This window comes from Paraburkholderia tagetis (genome assembly GCF_022213065.1).
Lineage (GTDB): Bacteria > Pseudomonadota > Gammaproteobacteria > Burkholderiales > Burkholderiaceae > Paraburkholderia > Paraburkholderia tagetis.
In genome coordinates, this window is record NZ_JAKLJA010000001.1 from 652,415 (window position 1) to 667,915 (window position 15,501).

The 15,501-nt window shown below is 63.2% G+C and carries 15 protein-coding genes; 11 read left to right on the plus strand and 4 right to left on the minus strand.

The features are described from left to right. Nucleotides 1–105 precede the first annotated feature (105 nt). On the plus strand, nt 106–996 hold the full coding sequence (locus L5014_RS02965; RefSeq protein ID WP_238462138.1) for a LysR family transcriptional regulator: 891 nt from the start codon (nt 106–108) through the stop codon (nt 994–996). Nucleotides 997–1,048: 52 nt separating this feature from the next. Here L5014_RS02965 and pyk read toward each other — a convergent pair whose 3' ends face one another. Continuing rightward, entirely contained in the window at nt 1,049–2,467 is a 1,419-nt protein-coding gene (gene pyk / locus L5014_RS02970) for a pyruvate kinase (protein ID WP_238462083.1), read from the minus strand. 525 nt (nt 2,468–2,992) lie between these two features. On the opposite strand from pyk, the gene L5014_RS02975 reads away from it, so the two are divergent. From L5014_RS02975 to L5014_RS03000, 6 genes are all read left to right on the plus strand, one after another. Beyond that, the gene (locus L5014_RS02975; protein ID WP_238462084.1) at nt 2,993–3,880 is read left to right on the plus strand and encodes a pirin family protein; all 888 of its coding nucleotides are present in this window, start codon (nt 2,993–2,995) and stop codon (nt 3,878–3,880) included. A gap of 227 nt (nt 3,881–4,107) precedes the next feature. Continuing rightward, on the plus strand, nt 4,108–5,802 hold the full coding sequence (locus tag L5014_RS02980) for an FAD-dependent oxidoreductase (RefSeq protein WP_238462085.1): 1,695 nt from the start codon (nt 4,108–4,110) through the stop codon (nt 5,800–5,802). Between the two features lie 100 nt (nt 5,803–5,902). Beyond that, entirely contained in the window at nt 5,903–6,352 is a 450-nt protein-coding gene (locus tag L5014_RS02985; RefSeq protein WP_238462086.1) for a nuclear transport factor 2 family protein, read from the plus strand. Nucleotides 6,353–6,577: 225 nt separating this feature from the next. After that, entirely contained in the window at nt 6,578–7,657 is a 1,080-nt protein-coding gene (locus L5014_RS02990) for a porin (RefSeq protein WP_238462087.1), read from the plus strand. Nucleotides 7,658–7,828: 171 nt separating this feature from the next. Then, entirely contained in the window at nt 7,829–8,107 is a 279-nt protein-coding gene (locus L5014_RS38755) for a BON domain-containing protein (RefSeq protein ID WP_338019255.1), read from the plus strand. 181 nt (nt 8,108–8,288) lie between these two features. Then, nucleotides 8,289–8,696 (plus strand): OsmC family protein, encoded by a 408-nt coding sequence (locus tag L5014_RS03000; RefSeq protein WP_238462089.1) that lies wholly within the window; start codon nt 8,289–8,291, stop codon nt 8,694–8,696. A 45-nt stretch (nt 8,697–8,741) separates the two neighbouring features. Here the strand turns inward: L5014_RS03000 and L5014_RS03005 are convergent, their stop codons facing one another. Together L5014_RS03005 and L5014_RS03010 are read right to left on the minus strand one after the other, a co-directional pair. Continuing rightward, nucleotides 8,742–9,290, minus strand: a complete 549-nt coding sequence (locus tag L5014_RS03005; protein WP_238462090.1) for a DUF488 domain-containing protein — start codon at nt 9,288–9,290, stop codon at nt 8,742–8,744. Between the two features lie 14 nt (nt 9,291–9,304). After that, complete coding sequence (locus tag L5014_RS03010) at nt 9,305–9,514, minus strand: hypervirulence associated TUDOR domain-containing protein (RefSeq protein WP_238462091.1); 210 nt, start codon at nt 9,512–9,514, stop codon at nt 9,305–9,307. A 281-nt stretch (nt 9,515–9,795) separates the two neighbouring features. Here L5014_RS03010 and L5014_RS03015 point away from each other — a divergent pair, with 281 nt between their 5' ends. Both L5014_RS03015 and L5014_RS03020 read left to right on the plus strand, forming a co-directional pair. Next, nucleotides 9,796–11,211: a uracil-xanthine permease family protein gene (locus L5014_RS03015; RefSeq protein WP_238462092.1), complete on the plus strand. Its 1,416-nt coding sequence runs from the start codon at nt 9,796–9,798 to the stop codon at nt 11,209–11,211. 121 nt (nt 11,212–11,332) lie between these two features. Next, entirely contained in the window at nt 11,333–11,716 is a 384-nt protein-coding gene (locus L5014_RS03020; RefSeq protein ID WP_238462093.1) for a YybH family protein, read from the plus strand. Between the two features lie 154 nt (nt 11,717–11,870). Here L5014_RS03020 and L5014_RS03025 read toward each other — a convergent pair whose 3' ends face one another. Beyond that, nucleotides 11,871–12,278 carry an SRPBCC family protein gene (locus L5014_RS03025; protein WP_238462094.1) on the minus strand — a complete coding sequence of 136 codons (408 nt, stop codon included), beginning with the start codon at nt 12,276–12,278 and terminating at the stop codon, nt 11,871–11,873. 432 nt (nt 12,279–12,710) lie between these two features. On the opposite strand from L5014_RS03025, the gene L5014_RS03030 reads away from it, so the two are divergent. Then, nucleotides 12,711–14,312 (plus strand): APC family permease, encoded by a 1,602-nt coding sequence (locus tag L5014_RS03030; protein WP_238462095.1) that lies wholly within the window; start codon nt 12,711–12,713, stop codon nt 14,310–14,312. A 659-nt stretch (nt 14,313–14,971) separates the two neighbouring features. Continuing rightward, nucleotides 14,972–15,501 (plus strand): IS110 family transposase (locus tag L5014_RS03035; RefSeq protein ID WP_238462096.1); only part of this gene is annotated, 530 nt, incomplete at its 3' end.

The following is a 15,501-nucleotide window of genomic DNA, read 5'->3' on the forward strand; positions in this document are numbered from 1 at the left end:
CTGGTTTTATAGAAACGAATAGTTCTTATGCGAGCCAGCAGTATGGCTAATATCGGCGGCCAACATCGGCTGTTAATACCTGGGGCGAATATCGTGACGAATACCGTGAGCCGGTCGCTCGAAATCGATCTGCTGCGCTCGTTTGCTGTCGTTGCGGAAGTGCGCTCGCTGAGCCGCGCGGCCAGCCGGGTCGGCCGCACGCAGTCCGCGTTGAGCCAGCAGATGAAGCGTCTGGAGGAGATAGTCGATCAGCCGCTATTTCAGCGCACCGGCCGTGGCGTGGCGCTGACGAATCCCGGCGAGCGCCTGCTGGTTCACACGCAGCGCATGCTGCGGCTGCACGACGAGGCCATGGCCGACTTGTGCGGCAAAGGGTTGACTGGGACGATCCGCTTCGGCTGCCCGGACGACTATGCCGCCGTCTTTCTGCCCTCGCTGCTGCGCCAGTTTTCGCGCCAGCATCCGCAGGCGCTCGTGGAGGTCGTTTGTGGACCCACGCCGCGCCTCATCGAGCAACTCGAAAGCCGCGCCGTGGATCTCGCGATGATTTCATTGCCCGAAGATGCGAGCGACCCTGCTAACGGCAATGCAAACGGCCATGCGGACGACGACATCATCCGCCACGAGCAGCTCGTGTGGATCGGCTATCCGGGGCTGGAACCCGCGCACTTCGATCCGTTGCCGCTCGCGCTTTCCGACCCGGACACGCTCGACCACATGGCCGCGTGCGAGGCGCTGCAACGCATCGGCCGGACTTATCGCGTGGCCTATGCGAGCAGCAGCCTCTCCGGTCTGACTGCACTGGTGCGCTCGGGGCAGGCCTTCGCTGTGATGACGCAAACGGCCGTGCCCACGGACCTCGCCATCCTGCACGGCGAGCCCGGGCTGCCGCCCTTGCCCAGCGTCGGCATTACGTTGAAGTTCGAACGCAAACGCCCCTCGCATCTCGTCGCGGCGTTTGCCGAACATATCCGGCTAACGCTGCCACTGTTGTGAGGGGCGCTGCAACCTGCGCAACTGCGCAGGCCAACTAACTAGCTCGACGTTCTCAGCCCGTGATCTTCGCGATCTGGAGCAGGTTCGTCGTGCCCGATTCGCCGAACGGCAGACCGGCCGCAATCGCCACGAGGTCGCCTTCGCGGCCGAAGCCTTCGCTCACCGCCGCGCGGCATGCGAGGCCGATCATCTCGTCCACGTTGGAGGCTTCCACGCGCGGAACCGCATGGACGCCCCACGTCAGCGCGAGACGGCGCGCAACCGACTCCGAAGGCGTCAGCGCGACGATACGCGACGGCGCGCGCTCGCGGGCCGCGCGCAAGCTCGTGAAGCCCGAGCTCGTATAGGTGACGGTGACGGCCGGCTGGATCAATTGCACGGTCTTGCGCAGCGCGCAGCAGATCGAGTCGGCGACGGTCGCATCGGCGCGCGTGTGCGAAGCGTCGATCTGCTCGCGGTACGCGGGATCGCACTCCACACGCTCGATGATGCGATTCATCGTGCTGACCGCTTCGAGCGGGAACTTGCCGCTCGCCGATTCGGCCGACAGCATCACGGCATCGGCGCCTTCGTAAATCGCTCCGGCGACGTCCGAGGTTTCCGCACGCGTGGGCACCGGCGAATTCGTCATCGATTCGAGCATCTGCGTCGCCACGACCACCACGCGGCCGAAGCGGCGCGCTTCGCGAATGATCCGGCGCTGCAGCTCCGGAATCTGCTCGGCCGGCAGCTCGACGCCGAGGTCGCCGCGCGCCACCATCACGCCGTCGCAGCGCTGGACGATGCCTTCGAGGTGATCGATCGCCAGCGGCTTTTCGAGCTTCGCCATGATCCATGCGCGCTCGCCAATCAGTTCGCGCGCTTCGTCGATGTCCTCCACGCATTGCACGAACGAGAGCGCCACCCAGTCGACGCCGAGTTCGAGACCGAACGCGAGATCGGCGCGATCCTTCTTCGTGAGCGGCGAGATCGGCAGATGCGAGCTCGGCACGTTCACGCCCTTGCGGTCGGAAATGCGCCCGCCCACCAGCACGACGGTCTCGGCGAAGCTGTCGCCCGACGCTTCCACGCGCAGACGGATCTTGCCGTCGTCGAGCAGCAGTTCCGAGCCCGGCTTGACGGCCTTGAAGATCTCGGGGTGCGGGAGCGGAGCGCGCGTCTGGTTGCCCGGCGTCGTATCGAGGTCGAGACGGAAACGGGCGCCCACGGCGAGTTCCGCAAAGCCGTTTTCAAACGTGCCCAGACGCAGCTTCGGCCCCTGGAGATCGAGCAGAATACCGACCGGGCGGCCGTATTCCTGTTCGAGACGACGGATTTGCGCATGACGCTCGGCATGATCGTCGTGCGTGCCGTGGCTGAAATTCAGTCGGAAGACATCGACGCCAGCCTCGAAAAGCGAACGGATGACCTTCGGGTCCGAACTGGCCGGCCCGAGTGTGGCGATGATCTTTGCATTACGGTTTCGCTTCATTTCCTCTCCGCGGACTACGTTGCGCGGCACCCCGCAAATGAGGGGCACGCGAAACTCATGAACGTTCGTCAATATTGGGCTGCGTTGATGAGGCACTGAGATCAGTAGCGCAGCGCTGGATTCTGTGCCTCGAATATGCGGGACAGCGTAGAAAATGCCGTCCGGCCCGAATAGCGCAGGAAAACCCCTGGGCACCCCTGAAAAACCCGCAATGGCTTGTGGATCAACGCTCGCGGAAGGTTATCCCTCGCGCGCAATACTGATTTCCCGCGAAGGGCATTCCAGGCACAATGGCGATCTCCTATTATCTCGGCCCATGTAATTGGCCGACCAAAACATCTGAATAACCAGGCTGATATACAGGTCCATTGGCGTTAAACGCCCTTTCCACGCGAACGCTCGTGACATCGTTCCATTCATGAGACGCAGTGGCTTGCCGGCGCCCTCTACCGGAAACCGGGCCGCGATCCTATCTTCCATTCATGTCAACGAGGCCGTTCCGGCCGGAAGATGAGGATTCGCACCATGAAGAAGATCATCGGCAAGTACAGCAACCCCAACCAGCACTGGGTGGGCGACGGCTTCCCGGTTCGCTCGCTGTTTTCTGACCGCACCGTGGGCCGCCAGTTGAGCCCGTTCCTGATGCTCGACTACGCAGGTCCCGCGAAATTCGATCCGACCACGCAGCAGCGCGGCGTCGGCCAGCACCCGCACCGCGGCTTCGAAACGGTGACGATCGTCTATGAGGGCGAACTCGAACACCGCGACTCGTCGGGCGGCGGCGGCAAGATCGGCCCGGGCGACGTGCAATGGATGACTGCGGGCGCGGGCATTCTTCACGAGGAGTTTCACTCCAGAGAATTCGCGAAGTCGGGCGGCATGCTCGAAATGGCGCAGCTTTGGGTGAACCTGCCCGCGAAGGACAAGATGACCCCGCCGCGCTATCAGACGGTGCTCGCGGACACGATTCCGTCTGTGGAATTGCCCGGCAACGCCGGGACCGTGCGCGTGATCGCGGGCGACTATGCGGGTCATGCCGGGCCGGCGCTCACGTTCACGCCCATGGACGTCTGGGACATGCGCGTGAAGGGCGGAAAGGGCACGCGCCTCGTCTACCCCGCCGGACGCTCGCTTGCGCTGGTCGTGCTGCGCGGGCGCATCGTGGTGAACGGCAGCGAGCAGGTCGGCGACGGCGAGCTGGTGCTGTTCGAGCGCACGGGCACCGACGTGCAGATCGACGCGTCCAGCGACGCGACGATCCTGCTGCTCGGCGGCGAGCCGATCGACGAGCCGGTAGTCGCGTATGGCCCGTTCGTGATGAACACGGAGGACGAAATCCGCAAGGCGGTGCTGGACTTCAATAGCGGCCGCTTTGGTCAGATCGCGAAGGAAGCGGCATTGGGTGCGCGGTAACTGGCAACGCGGGATGTGATCGTTGCGCGGCGGCTTGCATCGGCAAGCCGCCGCGTCCGGCATCCCATCCCTCCCGCCTCGCTCGAGGCATCGACATACATTCCTATCGGATCAATAGTTTTTATCTTTTTGTATATTTTTCTTTCTCACGTATATTCGTCGGCAGATCGACGCCGCCTTCGGGACGGGACGCTCGATCCGCCAACGAAAACATATGGAGGAAGACGATGCATCAAAGCTTGAAATGGGCCAGGCGCGAAACGGCCGCGCCCGCGACACAGCCTGCTGCTTGCGACGGCGAATTCGATGTCGTCGTGGTGGGTGCGGGCGGCGGCGGCCTGCCCGCCGCGCTCTTTGCGCGCTGGCTCGGGAACTCGGTGGCGCTCGTCGAGAAAGCCGGCACCGTGGGCGGCACCGCGCGCAAGGCCGCGTTCTGGTACTGGGTGCCGAACAACCAGCCGATGCGCGAAGCCGGCCTCGTCGACGACAAGGACGACTGCCTGCGCTATATGGCACGGCTCGCGCGTCCCGAACACTACCAGCCCGACGCACCGCTGCTCGGCCTCGAACCTTGGGAATACGACGCCTTCGAAGCCATCTACGAAAGTGCCTCGCCGGCTGCCGAAGCGCTTCACGAGCGCGGCGCGCTGCGCTATCGCCATTGTGCCGACGTCACCGACTACTGGGCCGAAATGCCGGAAAACAAGGCGCCGCGCGGCCGCGTGCTGCTACCCGCGGATGCGTGCGAATCGATGTCGGACGGCGGGAAGGTCGCGGTCGAATCGATGCAGGCCGCCGCGCTGCGCGACGGCGTGCAGATCATGACCGGCGTGCGCGTGCAGCGGATCGTGCGCAACGGCACAGGCGAAGTCGTCGGCGTGCAAGGCACGCGTGCGAGCGGCGAGCCGCTCACCCTCAGTGCGCGCAAAGCCGTGATCTTCGCAACCGGCGGCTTCACGCACGACCCCGTGCTGCGAGCGAATTTCCTGCATGCTCCGTTCGTCGGCGGCTGCGCCACACGCAGCAACGAAGGCGATTTCGTGCGCATCGCCAGCGCCGCAGGAGCACAACTGCGCAACATGAACTACGCATGGATGTGCCCCGTCGCGCTCGAACACGTGGCGGCCGGCGGCGACGACTTCACGGGCACCTTCTCGGTCGGCGGGGATTCGATGCTCTGGGTGAACAAGACCGGACAGCGCGTCGTCAATGAAAAGCTCGCCTACAACGAAATTGCCCAGACGTTTTTCGAATGGGACCCGCAGCGCGCCGAATATCCGAACTTCGTTCAGATCGCCATCTGGGATCAGCGCAGCCAGCAACATTGCGCCAGCACGGAGTATGGCCGGCTCATCCGCCCAGGCGCCGGCAACGAGGCATTCGAATTGCGCGGCGAAACGCTCGAAGAACTGACTGGCGCCATTCGCGAGCGCTTGCAGAGGTATGCACATCTAACCGGGAACGCCCAGCTCCGCGACGATTTCACAACGAATCTCCGTGCATCGATCGCGCGCTTCAACGCGTTTGCGCGAGAAGGCAAGGACCACGATTTCCAGCGCGGCGACCGTCTGGTCGAACGCATGTTCAACGGCCCTACAGGCGAGCCGCTCGAGCATGGCAACCCCACCCTGTACCCATTCTCCGATACGGGGCCGTACTACGCGGCATTGGTGGCTGGCGGCACGCTGGACACGAAGGGCGGTCCGCTGACCAACGCCAGCGCGCAGGTTCTTGACGATCTTGGCGAGCCGATTCCCGGCCTCTATGGCGTGGGCAACTGCGTCGCCTCTGCGTCCGCGCGCGCCTACTGGGCCGGCGGCGGCACGCTGGGACCGATCCTCGCGTTCGCGTGGCGCGCGGCCCATGCCGCGCACGACGAAGCCGTCAAGCAGACCGTGCCTGCCGAAGCTGCGCCCGGCTAAAGCGCGAGCCCAGATCACGACCTCTTCAAGCCGTTAAGCCGTTCATTTGCCCCCGTCGCAGCGGCATTCGCAATGCGCTGCGCATTTCAAGGAGACACACATGCAGATCCAGTCGATGACCGATGAACAACGCAAGGCCGTGGCACTCGAATACTTCAAACGCATGGATCGCGGCGACGAGATCTTGAGCCTCTTTGACGAACATGCCCAGGTCTATTTCCCGAAATGGGGCATCGCCAGCGGGCGCAGCGAGATCGCCAGGCTGTTCGACGATCTGCTCGGCATTCTTGCCGAAATCGGCCATGACGTGACGTACGCCAATTTCATCCAGCAGGGCGATCTCGTCGTGGTCGAAGCGACCTCGCACGGCCGGCTCAAAACCGGCGAAACGTGGCGCGCGGGTACCTCGCATGCGGGACGCTGGTGCGATGTGTTCGAAATCCGCGACTTCAAGATCCAGCGCTGCCACATCTATCTCGACCCGGACTATGCCGGCGCCGATACGGCACGCTATCCGTGGCTGGCGGGAGACCGCGCGCGACGCTACTGACGCACGCGCGCGTGCGACGCTTTCACTTCGTATAACGAATCATGGCGGATCGCACGCGTTACACCGGCTGACCCTCTCACTGATGGCTGACGATGTCAGCCGGACTGGCGATCTCCCCCACAGAGCCAAACCGTGGGGGAGACTAGTCCAATTAGTTCGCATTCCATATTTTAATCCATCAAATTCTTGCATTTCGCGCAGACGAAGACGTAAGAGGAGACATTCATGCTGCAAGAAAAGAGGCGCGCATGGCGCCTTGCTGGATGCACGGCAGGCATGCTGATCTGCGGACTGGCACACGCGCAAAGCCATGTCACGCTGTTCGGACTGCTCGACGGCGGTCTGCTGTACACGAGCAAGACGCGCGACGCCGCTACTGGCGCTAACGCCGGCAAGCAGTTTTCGATGATCGACGGCGGTTCGTCGTATTCCCAGTTCGGGATACTCGGAACCGAGGATCTCGGCGGCGGACTGCAAGCCAGATTCAAGCTCGAGAGCGGAATTAGCATAGCCAACGGGGCGCTCTCGCACTGTGACGGCAACCTGTTTGGCTGCGAAGCGTGGATCGCGCTCGACAGCCGCTACGGCGAGGTGAAGGCCGGCCTGCAGTTCTCGCCATTCTTCCTCGCGCTGTACGCGTCCGACCCGCGCAACATGTCGTTCTTCGGCAGCGGCGGTGTCAATCTCGTCGACAACCTGCTCGGCACGAGCATTTTCAGCCCAAGCGCCGTCTCCTGGACGAGCCCGCAGCTTTGGGGCCTGCAGACCAGCCTCTTGTATTCATTCGGCGGCAAGCCCGGCGACTTCCAGGCGGGCCGGCAATACTCCGCCAGCGTCAAGTATGAATATGCCGGCCTGATGGTCAATGCGGCGATCTTCGAGGGCAATAGCGGCGCCGCCAATCCCACGCCCACGCCAATCAATCTTGCCGCCGAGGGCCGCACGCTCGGCGCGGCATTCAAGTTCGGCGCGCTCACGGTCAAAGCGTCGTTCGTCAATTACAAGGTCGCTGGCTCGTTCAACAACAACGTCTATGGCGGCGGTCTGTCGTGGTACGTGACACCCGCGCTGGACCTCGACGGTGGCGTGTGGGTAACCAGCGATCGCAATCGCACGGCCAACCATTCACTGCTGGCCGCGCTGGGAGCGAGCTATTTCCTCTCGAAGCGAACCACGCTCTACGCACAGATCGCCTCCGTGGACAACCACGGAGCGATGAACACGGGCTTGTCGGTCAACGGTGCGTTGTATGGCGTTGCCGGTACTACCGTGGGTGCAACTGTTGGCATCCGTCACTCGTTCTGATCTGGGAGAAACCTGTTGAAACACGCTTACTCCGCCCCTAACTCGCCCTCTTGCTCCACCCCTTGCCCCACCCCTTGCTCCACCCTCTACGCGGTTGGACTCTGCATCGCGTTTTTCGCCGCGGCTTGCGCATTCGACGCGCATGCGCAAGCCCCTGCCGCCCACTCGCCGGTGGCGTCTGCGCCCGTTACGGCAAGCACCGCCAAAGCCGAGGCCAAAGCCGCTAAAGCCGCCAACCGGGCGCTGCGCAAAGTCGTCATGCGCCAGCTCTCGCGCACGCGCGGGCTCGACGTCGACGGCATCAACGTCACGGCTGTCGATGGCGTCGTGACGCTGCTGGGCACGGCGCCGGATACCCGCCAGATCGATCTGGCGGCCGACGTGGCGCGCGACGTTGCGGGCGTCAGGGCGGTGCACAACAATCTGACGCTTCAGACCAACGGAAAGTGAGGCAACGCGAGCCAGCAAAGCCGGCCGTGGTGGCCGACACGAACCCCTGCGTCGATGGCACAATCGTCCGGACCGGCACACTACCCGTGCCGTGCGCCCCCGACTCCATCGGCGCCTCTCGCTGCCGCCCGCCTGCAAACGCCGGGTGGCACGAGAGCCGCCTCGCAACGAGGAATGAACCATGCCGCTCGCCACCGCCACCGCTCGCCTTACCGCCGATGCGCCCAACTACGTCGTCGCCCTCGAGGCCGGCCGCCATGCGCTGACCGGCGACGAAGGCACGCACGAAGGTGGCGAGGATCGTGGCCCGGCGCCGTTCGCATTGGTGCTCTCCGGGCTGGCCGCCTGCACCGCCGCCACGCTGCGCATGTACATGCAGCGCAAGGCGTGGCCGAACGCGACGATCGGCGTGGAAGTCAGCCTGCATGCCGAGCAGGACGGCACGCAGTACATTCGCCGCGGCGTCGCCGTGGATGGCCCGCTCGACGAAGCGCAACGCGCGCGGCTGGCCGAGATCTGCGAAAAGACGCCCGTCACGCGCTTCATCAAGCGCGGCACGCGCATCGACACGACGCTGCGCGTGGCGTGAGGCGCCTGTCACGCGTATAAGCGTGGCGCTGTGGCGCGGTCGCGCCTAGGTGTCCTTGTCCGGCTCGCGGGGGTAGACGACCGTTCTGTCCGGCTGAACCATCGCGCCCGCAGTCAGCCGGGCGGGCTCCAGACGGCCAGCGCCCATGATGTGGAAGACGGTCTCGCCGCGCGCGATCAGATAGTCGGTAATGATGCGCCGGTGGCAACGCCACCAGACGGCCTCGGAGCACATGACCGCGCAGCGCCGGGCTCGCCCCAACTCGATCAGCCGATCAAGGCCCGCGTGGAATGGCGCGGATAGTGCGTAATCGGCGTAATGATGAAAGCTCGTGTTGGTCCAGAAGCCGTTGACGTCCTCGGCTACCGTCCGCGTCTTGCCGCGCAAACCGCCCAGCGCCGCCTCATGCTCGTATGCGATATCGAATGGCGCCAGCGCCCCGGGAAGCGTCGATTCGTTGAACTGAGGATTGGTCCTCGACCTCGGCATTTTTCTCACGTCCGCGAGCACGCCTATCTCCGCACCGCTCAACAGGCCGATGAAGTCGTCCAGCGTGTGATTGGAATGGCCGATGGTAAAGAACGGAAGCGTCATGTGTCGTCTCCGCTTCAAAGCAGTTGAAGAACGCGGCCCCGATGCGCGGCAATGTGATCGGTCTTGTCGCTCTTGATCTCGTACTGCGGATCCTCCGGCGACGCACGATGCGTATGCCCCTTATAGTCGAAGTCGGCCGTGTGCACCGCGATGATGGTGCCCGTGACCCAGCCCGCCTCCGAATTCCATCGGACCCGGTCGCCCTGCTTGAACCTGTTCGTCATCTCGCCCTCCTTCGGGAGTGCCCGCAACATGCATGCGGTGTACGTGCGGTGTTCGTGTGGTATGCGGGCAATATGAATCCGGCGCAACGAATGCTGCTTCCTTGCCGCCGCAATCATACGCGCCGGCTTATTCGATGCATCCCGCTGCACGAATAGTGCGTTCCAGTCATTATGCCGCTCATTGATTTTCCGGGCGCAGGCGCGGTCTTGCCGTTAAAATCTCGCCCTTTCGTGCAATTTCCCGCAGTTTTTCTCTGACCCTCTCGACCCGCCGTCCCCCGATGCAACCCGCTTCCTCCGCACAACCCGCTTCTCACGGCGCTTCTCACGGCACTTCCCATGATGCCGCCGACGACGCCGAACTCGCCCGCGATCTGGTCTACGGTCCCGACGACCGCCCCGCACCCACACTCGCTTTCGTGGCCGCGCTGCAGCACTTGCTGGCCATCATCGTGCCCATTGTGACGCCGGGCCTCCTGATCTGCCAGGCGCTGGGCGTCTCGAGCCACGACACCACGCTGATCGTTTCGATGTCGCTCGTGATTTCCGGCATCGCCACCTTCCTCCAGTGCAAGCGCTTCGGGCCGCTGGGCGCGGGCCTGCTGATCGTGCAGGGCACGAGCTTCAACTTCGTCGGCCCGCTGATTGCCGGCGGCAGCCTGATGGTCAAAGAGGGCACGCCCGTGACCGCCGTGATGTCGGCTATCTTTGGCGTCGTTATTGCCGGCTCGTTCGTCGAAATGGGCGTCTCGCGCATCCTGCCCTTCATCAAGCGGCTCATCACGCCGCTCGTCACGGGCATCGTGGTCCTGTTGATCGGCCTCACCCTCATCAAGGTCGGCCTCATCAGCATGGGCGGCGGCTACGGCGCCATCGCCAAGGGCACTTTCGCGAACCCCGAGAACCTCGCGCTCTCGTGCGTCGTGCTCGGCACCATCATCGTGCTCAACCGCGTGCCCATCGTCTGGGTGCGCAGCACGGCGCTCGTCATTGCGCTCGCGATCGGCTATATCGTGGCCGGCATCATGGGCCGACTCGACTTCACGGGCGCACGCGAGGCCGCGCTCTTTCAGATCCCGACCCCGTTGCACTTCGGCCTGGGTTTCTCGTGGTCGCTCTTCGTGCCGATGCTGATCATCTATCTCGTGACCTCGCTCGAGGCCATCGGCGACGTCACGGCCACCAGCAAGATCTCGAAGGAGCCCGTGGAAGGCCCCGTGTGGATGCGGCGCATCAAGGGCGGCGTGCTTGTGAACGGCGCCAATTCGCTGATCGCCGGCGTATTCAATACCTTCCCGAGCTCGGTCTTCGCGCAGAACAACGGCGTGATCCAGATCACCGGCATCGCGAGCCGCCACGTGGGCATCTGGATCGCGGGCATGCTCGTGGTGCTCGGCCTGTTCCCGCCGGTCGCGGGCGCCCTGCAAGCCGTGCCCGAGCCCGTGCTGGGCGGCGCTGCCATGGTGATGTTCGGCGCCGTGGCCGCTTCGGGCATCAACATCCTCGCCGGCATCCGGCTGGACCGCCGCGCGCTGCTCATCATCTCGGTCTCGCTGGCGCTGGGCCTGGGTGTCTCGCAGGTGCCGGAGATCCTGGCGAACCTGCCGCATGCGCTCAAGAACGTGCTGGAGTCGGGCGTAGCCACGGGTGGCATCTGCGCACTCTTGATGAACTGGTTCCTGCCGGAAAAGTCGTGATGGATTGACACCCTTGCTCCTTCATGCCTTCCGGTGCGCAAGGGCGAAGTTGGGCGCGGCCCTCGGGCCGCGTAACGATGTGCGATAGTGTTCGCACCAACCCGCAACGAAGGAGCACACCATGAGCGACGACGAACGAGCCATCCGGCAAGTCGTGGAAACCTGGATGGTCGCGAGCAAACGCGGCGATACGGCAACCGTCCTCGACCTGATGACGGACGACGCGATCTTCATGGTCCCGGGGCAGGAGCCGTTCGGCAAGGCAGCATTCGCCGCCGCCTCGAAGGGCATGGAAGGGACGAAACTGGACGGCAAGAGCGAGATCGTGGAGTTGAAGATCCTCGGCGACTGGGCGTTCGTCCGCAATCACATCGACATTGCCGTGACGCCGCCAAACGGCAGCACGGTCCACCGCGCAGGCTATACCCTCACGCTCCTGCACAAGGAAGCCGACGGCCAGTGGCGGCTCGCGCGCGATGCCAACCTGCTGAGCGTACGAAACTGAGCGCAACCAAGCACAACCAAGCGCGACTGAGGGCAACCAGGCACAACCAACTGCGCCAGGCGATTCAGCCTGAACCATGCCGAGCACCATGTGCCCGGCCTGATCCTTCGCAGTCCTGCCTGGGGAGCAACCTCGCCCCAGCGAGCTTTCAGCCTCAGCTTGAAGCCAATACGTCCTGAAGCCGCTCGACGACGCCCGGCCAGCCACGGCCCATGCCCTGGTACGCGGTCTTCCCCAACGGCGCATCCAGATCGAATCCCTTGTGCTCGAGCGTCAGGCGCGTGCCGTCGCCCTCCGGCGCAAGGCGCCATGTGATCGTGGTGTTCAGCGTACCCGTTGCGAACGTATAGACGAACAGACGCCCGGGCTCCACGGCAATGACCTCGCAGGGCTGCTGGCCCCAAGGGCCCATGTCCAGAGTAAAACGATGCCCGACACTCGCGCGCACGTCGCCTGCGGCCCACCATGTCGCATGGACAACCGGATCGGTCAGGGCGGCCCACACGCGCTCGGGCGTGTGAGACAGGAAGCGGGTCAACTCGATGATGCCGGGCTCCGTCATGTTTTCTCCTCTCGCGTGCAGAGCAGTCTCCAAGCGCGTGAATGATTCGGTCAAGCGTATTATCCGCAATTGCTTCTTGCAATTTGAGCACACCGCCATTACTGCATCGCACGCGCCGTGCATCCCGCATCAAATAAATGAATATGCATGCGTTCAACGCGCCTTCGTGCGCACGACGCGCACACGAATCTCCCTATATATCAGCGCTCTTATACACATCATGCAAATTTCGCATGACGCCATGTGTATTCAGCATTGGACGCACCAGGGCAAGTCGCCCGAGTATCCGCCTTCAGCATTTGTAGCCGCCTGGACGCATTTACCTTTCAATGTTCATACACACTGAATGCGCGGCGCGAATGCTTGTGACGACGACAAGGATCGTGACGAAAATCGCCGCGATACCGTTCGATCTGGAAATAAGGAGACGATGTGAGCAGTTCTGTTAAACGACATATCGGCCCGTTTGCGCTGATGTTCACCGGCCTCGGGTCGATCATCGGTTCGGGCTGGCTGTTCGGTGCCTGGAAAGCGGCCAAGATTGCCGGCCCCGCCTCCATTTGCGCATGGATCATTGGCGCCGTGGTCATTCTGGCCATTGCGCTCACCTATGCCGAACTCGGCGCGATGTTCCCCGAATCGGGCGGCATGGTGCGCTACGCGCGCTACTCGCACGGTGCGCTGGTGGGCTTCATCAGCGCATGGGCCAACTGGATCGCCATCGTTTCGGTGATTCCCATCGAAGCCGAAGCCTCGATCCAGTACATGAGCACGTGGCCCTACCCATGGGCGCATGCGCTCTTCGTCGACGGATCGCTCACGTCTTCGGGATTAATCCTCTCCGCGCTGCTGGTGATCATTTACTTCATGCTCAACTACTGGGGTGTGAAGCTTTTCGCTCAGGCCAATAGCGTCATCACGATTTTCAAATTCATCATCCCCGGTCTCACGATCGCGGGCCTGATGGCTGCGGGTTTCCATCACGAGAACTTCGGCCAATCGACCGACTTCGCGCCCTATGGCTGGTCGGCGGTGTTCACGGCCGTTGCCACCAGCGGCATCGTGTTCGCGTTCAACGGCTTCCAGAGCCCGATCAATCTCGCCGGTGAAGCACGCAATCCGTCGAAGAGCGTGCCGTTCGCGGTGATCGGCTCGATCCTCTGCGCGCTCGTGATCTACGTGCTGCTGCAAGTTGCGTATATCGGCGCGGTCTCGCCTGCCGATGTCATGAAAGGCTGGAACACGTTCAACTTCAAGTCGCCGTTCGCTGAACTCGCGATCGCGCTGAACCTGAACTGGCTGGCGATCCTGCTTTACGTGGACGCGTTCGTGAGCCCGAGCGGCACCGGCACGACCTATATGGCCACGACCTCGCGCATGATCTACGCGATGGAGCGCAACAACACGATGCCGAAGATGTTCGGCAACGTGCACCCGTTCTACGGCGTGCCGCGTCAGGCGATGTGGTTCAACCTGCTCGTTTCGTTCATCTTCATGTTCTTCTTCCGTGGCTGGAGCTCGCTCGCGGCGGTGATCTCGGTGGCAACCGTGATTTCGTACCTCACCGGCCCGATCAGCCTGATGGCACTCAAGCGCGCGGCCACCGATCTGGAGCGCCCGCTCTCGGTGCCGTTCATGAAGGTCATTGCGCCGTTCGCGTTCGTCTGCGCGTCGATGATCCTGTACTGGGCGAAGTGGCCGCTGACCGGCGAAATCATCCTGCTGATGATCGTCGCGCTGCCGGTGTACTTCTACTTCCAGGGCAAGGCGGGCTGGGACGGCTGGAGCCGCGACCTGAAGGCCGCATGGTGGCTGTGCGCCTACCTGCCGATCATGGCGGTGCTCTCGCTGATCGGCAGCAAGCAGTTCGGCGGGTACGACGTGATTCCCTACGGCTGGGACATGCTGGTGGTGGCGATCATCTCGCTCGGTTTTTACTATTGGGGCGTGAATTCGGGTTATCGCTCGCAGTACCTCGATGAACGCGAAAAACTCGCGGAACTCGAAGCGCTGCCCTCCGTCTCCGAAGTCTGATTTAGGGCCTTTCGGCACGGGTTTTGTGTGCTTTTCGCGTTTCCTTGTGTTCGTGGTGGTCTATTAGCGTTGCCCCTGTGCGGGGCGCCAGGCAAAAGAAAGCGGCTCAAACCGCTAGTGTGACGCAGTGGACCACTTGCCTTACATCGAAGTGGTTCCGGGGCATCCGTCACCTCGCACCTTCAAACTCAGTGACAAAGGAGTCATTCATCCCGCTGCTCGCTACGCGCGCAGCGGTCGGGTATGCAAGGGAAACCAGGCGTACTGCCTGGGTATCGAATGCGCATGCACTGCATCGATTCGTATGCATTCCTCTGGTTTTGGATTATGCCCCACGGCGCGCGCAGCGCCGCCGGAGGAATGAGTCCTTAGTCACTCTGTTATACGGCGCGTGATGACAGACGCTCCGGAACCGCTCCGATCACGGGCAAGTGGTGGACGGCGTCACACTGGCGGTTTGAGCGGCTTTCTTTTGCCTACTTGTATATTCTCTCCTGTGGTGCCAGCCTGATCAGTTGTCGCCGCATTGGACCGATAGCTCGTCTGCCTACAGGGTCTTCGAGCCCGCAGAAAAGCCTGAGCATCTGTCCTTCATCCTCTTAACCCGAACAGTTGACTGAGCCTCGAGCTCGTATTTTCCTGCAAGTATGGGTACCGCGATGAACTCCGTTTCCCCGATCTATATCGGTATCGATGTCAGTGGCGATTATCTCGATCTCGCCATTCATGAATCCGCCGAAGCCTGGCGCGTTCCCAATGACGCCACCTCCATCGACCAGCTCGTCCAGCGGCTGGCCGCACTCAGTCCCGCACTCATCGTCATGGAGGCCACCGGCAAACTCGAACTCGCCGTGCTCAAGGCCCTCTGCCAGGCCCGACTGCCCGCCGTCGCAGTCAACCCCAGACAGGTGCGCGATTTCGCCCGCGCCACCGGTCGACGGGCCAAGACCGACCGCATCGATGCCCTCGTCATCGCCCACTTCGCCGCCGTGATCCAGCCCACCGTCCGCCCACTCAATGACGAGCAGACCGAGCAGTTGCAGGCCCTGCTGCTACGCCGCATCCAGCTCGTCGAGATGCTCGTCGCAGAGAAGAACCGACTCACGCGCGCTCATCAGGCCGCCCGCGCCAGCCTGCGGGAGCACATCACATGGCTCGAACAGCAACTCCATGTCGCTGATCACGACAT

Bases quoted from the DNA above. Each gene is read 5' to 3' on its own strand.
- pyk (WP_238462083.1), bottom strand. From the start codon at position 2,467: ATGAAGCGAAACCGTAATGCAAAGATCATCGCCACACTCGGGCCGGCC.
- L5014_RS02975 (WP_238462084.1), top strand. From the start codon at position 2,993: ATGAAGAAGATCATCGGCAAGTACAGCAACCCCAACCAGCACTGGGTG.
- L5014_RS02980 (WP_238462085.1), top strand. From the start codon at position 4,108: ATGCATCAAAGCTTGAAATGGGCCAGGCGCGAAACGGCCGCGCCCGCG.
- L5014_RS02985 (WP_238462086.1), top strand. From the start codon at position 5,903: ATGCAGATCCAGTCGATGACCGATGAACAACGCAAGGCCGTGGCACTC.
- L5014_RS02990 (WP_238462087.1), top strand. From the start codon at position 6,578: ATGCTGCAAGAAAAGAGGCGCGCATGGCGCCTTGCTGGATGCACGGCA.
- L5014_RS03000 (WP_238462089.1), top strand. From the start codon at position 8,289: ATGCCGCTCGCCACCGCCACCGCTCGCCTTACCGCCGATGCGCCCAAC.
- L5014_RS03005 (WP_238462090.1), bottom strand. From the start codon at position 9,290: ATGACGCTTCCGTTCTTTACCATCGGCCATTCCAATCACACGCTGGAC.
- L5014_RS03010 (WP_238462091.1), bottom strand. From the start codon at position 9,514: ATGACGAACAGGTTCAAGCAGGGCGACCGGGTCCGATGGAATTCGGAG.
- L5014_RS03015 (WP_238462092.1), top strand. From the start codon at position 9,796: ATGCAACCCGCTTCCTCCGCACAACCCGCTTCTCACGGCGCTTCTCAC.
- L5014_RS03020 (WP_238462093.1), top strand. From the start codon at position 11,333: ATGAGCGACGACGAACGAGCCATCCGGCAAGTCGTGGAAACCTGGATG.
- L5014_RS03025 (WP_238462094.1), bottom strand. From the start codon at position 12,278: ATGACGGAGCCCGGCATCATCGAGTTGACCCGCTTCCTGTCTCACACG.